Below are 3,277 nucleotides of genomic sequence, written 5' to 3' on the forward strand. Positions count from 1 at the left end.
ACGTAGAAGAGGATCTCGTCGCCCTCGTCCGCGAAGACCGGCGTCACGACGGTGACGTCGGGCAGATGGGTGCCGCCGTGGTACGGGTCGTTCAGCACGTACACGTCGCCGCGCTGCATGCGCCCGGCGTGGCCCTGGATCACGGTCTTGATCGATTCGCTCATCGAGCCCAGGTGCACCGGCATGTGCGGGGCGTTGGCGATGAGGTTGCCCTCGGCGTCGAACAGCGCGCAGGAGAAGTCGAGCCGCTCCTTGATGTTGACCGAATAGGCGGTGTTCTGCAGTTGCAGCCCCATCTGCTCGGCGATGTTCATGAAGAGGTTGTTGAACACCTCCAGCATCACCGGGTCGACCGTGGTGCCGATGGCCCGACGCGCTTCGCGCGGCTGCACGCGCTCGAGCACCAGGTGGTCGAGCGCGGTCAGGCGTGCGCGCCAGCCAGGTTCGACGACGGTCGTCGCGTTCTTCTCGGCAATGATGGCCGGGCCATCGACGGTATGGCCAGGGCGTGCCTGCTCGCGAACGACCAGTGCTGCATCCCACCAGCGGCCGCCGCTGTAGAGCTTGACGGTGTCGGCCACGGGCGCAGGGCCGTTGGCCAGGTCGGTGTGTGCCGCTTCGGCGGGTGCATCGCCAGCGCCGACCGCCTCGACCGATACCGCCTCCACCACCAGCGCGCGTTCGCTCATCAGGAAGGCGAAACGGCGGCGGTAAGCGGCCTCGAACGCGGCCTGGATCTCGGCTGCACTGCCGAAGGGCACGACCAGCGCCGAGTCGGTGCCCTGGTAGCGGACGTGCACGCGCCTGTGTACGACCACATCGGCACTGCTCACGCCCTGGCGGCGCAGTTCGTCGGCGGTGTCGCGTGCCAGCGCGTCCAGGCGCTCGCTGGCCGTGGGCAACGCGGTGGCCAGGGGCAGCTCGATCGCGCTCTCGCGCATCACGCTCTGGTCGGCCAGGCCCATGCCGTAGGCCGAAAGCACGCCAGCCAGCGGGTGGGCGAACACGCGCGTCATGCCCAGGGCATCGGCCACGCGGCAGGCGTGCTGGCCGCCGGCGCCGCCGAAGCACTGCAGCGCGTAGCGCGTCACGTCGTAGCCGCGCGCCACCGAGATCTTCTTGATGGCATTGGCCATCGCACCCACGGCGATGTCGATGAAACCTTCGGCCACGGCTTCGGGTGTGCGCCGGGTGCCGGTGGCGCGTTCGATGTCGGCGGCCATGCGGGTGAAGCCCTGCACCACGGCCTCGCGGTCCAGCGACTGGTCGGCGTGCGGGCCGAACACCTTGGGGAAGAAGGCCGGCTGGATCTTGCCCAGCATCACGTTCGCATCGGTCACCGCCAGCGGGCCGCCGCGCCGGTAGCAGGCCGGCCCGGGGTTGGCGCCCGCGCTCTCGGGGCCGGCGCGGAAGCGCGCGCCGTCGAAGCTGAGGATGGAACCGCCGCCCGCCGCCACCGTGTGGATGCTCATCATCGGCGCGCGCATGCGCACGCCGGCGACCTGCGTCTCGAAGGCACGCTCGAACTCGCCGGCGAAGTGGCTCACGTCGGTGGAGGTGCCGCCCATGTCGAAGCCGATCACGCGCGCATTGCCGTCAATCGCGCCCAGATCGTCTTTGGCGAGTTGTGCCGTTCGCACCATGCCGACGATGCCCCCTGCGGGACCGGACAGGATCGCGTCCTTGCCCTGGAAGGCATGCGCATCGGTGAGCCCGCCCGACGACTGCATGAAGAAGAGCTTCACGCCTGGCATGTCGAGCGCCACCTGCTCCACGTAGCGGCGCAGGATGGGCGAGAGATAGGCGTCGACCACCGTGGTGTCGCCTCGCCCCACCAGCTTCATCAGCGGGCTCACTTCGTGCGAAACGCTGATCTGCGTGAAGCCCACCGCCTGCGCCAGCCGCTTGGCTGCCTGCTCGTGCGCCTGGAAGCGGTAGCCGTGCATGAAGACGATGGCCGCGCTGCGCAGGCCGTCGGCGTGGGCTGCCTGCAGGTCGGCACGCAGCTGCGATTCATCGAGTGGCTGCACCACTTCGCCCTGCGCCCCGACGCGTTCGCGCGCCTCGATCACGCGGCTGTAGAGCAGCTCCGGCAGCACGATGTGGCGATCGAAGAGGCGCGGGCGCTCCTGATAGCCGATGCGCAAGGCATCGCGGAAGCCCTGCGTGGTCACCAGCAGGGTGCGCTCGCCCTTGCGTTCCAGCAGCGCGTTGGTGGCCACCGTGGTGCCCATCTTCACGCACTCCACCACGGTTGGCAGGATGGGTTCGTCCGCCTTCAGGCCCAGCAGATGCCGGATGCCGGCCACCGCCGCGTCGCGGTACTGCTCGGGGTTCTCGCTCAGCAGCTTGTGGGTGACGAGCGAGCCGTCGGGCCGCTTGCCGACCACGTCGGTGAAGGTGCCGCCGCGGTCGATCCAGAACTGCCAGCGCTTGATTTGCTCTTGGTTCTGCATGGCACTCCGATCAAAGACTCGTGGCGGCACGCGCCGCCTGGTCGTACAGGCCCGACATGGTGCGCAGCAACCGCGCCAGCTCACCGATGTCGTGGTTGCGTTCCACGTCGAGGTTGTCCACCAGGCAGGCCTCGCGCACCTCGCGGTACTTCTGAACCAGGGCCTCGCCTTGCGGCGTGGGGCTGTAGAAGACTTCCTTGCCCACCTTGTCGGCACGCGCCAGGCCGCCGGCCACCAGCTTCTTGAGCGAATAGGCCACCACGTGGGTGTCTTCGTAGTTGAGCACGAAGCAGATGTCGGCCAGCTTCTTGTTGCGCGCGCGGTGGCTGATGTGGTGCATCAGCAGCACGTCGGTGATGGTGAGGTCGGGGCAGCCGGCGGCGGCCATGCAGCGCACCGCCCAGCGCGAGAACGCGTTCCACGCCACGATGAGGCCGAACTCGAACTCCGACAGCTCCACGCTGCGCGGCGACACCAGGTGCGACGACGACACGATGCCGCGCTTGGCTTCTGCCGCCGCGGGCTTGCGGGTAGGCCTTGAGGTGCTCTGCTGGGTGCGGGCCATTCCGTAGTTTCCCCAAAACGTTGAAAATTTATTGACAATTTATCGGAATGATTCCTAGACTTCAAGCGCCTTGCCAGCCTTCAGATGGCCTTCTCCGATGGCACACAGCGTGCTACTTCCCTTCACCACTTCGTTGACTGGAACGCCATGAATCTGACCCGTCGCTCGCTCTGCGCCGCCGCGCTCGCCCTGGCCGGAGCCCTCACCGGGCCCGCGCAGGCCCAGACCAAATGGGATCTGCCGTCCGCCTACCCGC

2 protein-coding genes are annotated in these 3,277 nt (G+C 68.0%); both read right to left on the minus strand.

The genetic code is table 11. From position 1 onward, the window contains the following. A partial coding sequence (locus tag VFL64_RS17010; RefSeq protein WP_489541566.1) for a hydantoinase/oxoprolinase family protein occupies positions 1-2,456 on the minus strand: 2,456 nt, incomplete at its 3' end. Between the two features lie 10 nt (positions 2,457-2,466). Further along, complete coding sequence (locus VFL64_RS17015; RefSeq protein WP_489541567.1) at positions 2,467-3,021, minus strand: winged helix DNA-binding protein; 555 nt, start codon at positions 3,019-3,021, stop codon at positions 2,467-2,469. Positions 3,022-3,277 lie beyond the last annotated feature (256 nt).

Source organism: Rhizobacter sp., from assembly GCF_035702065.1.
Lineage (GTDB): Bacteria > Pseudomonadota > Gammaproteobacteria > Burkholderiales > Burkholderiaceae_C > Rhizobacter.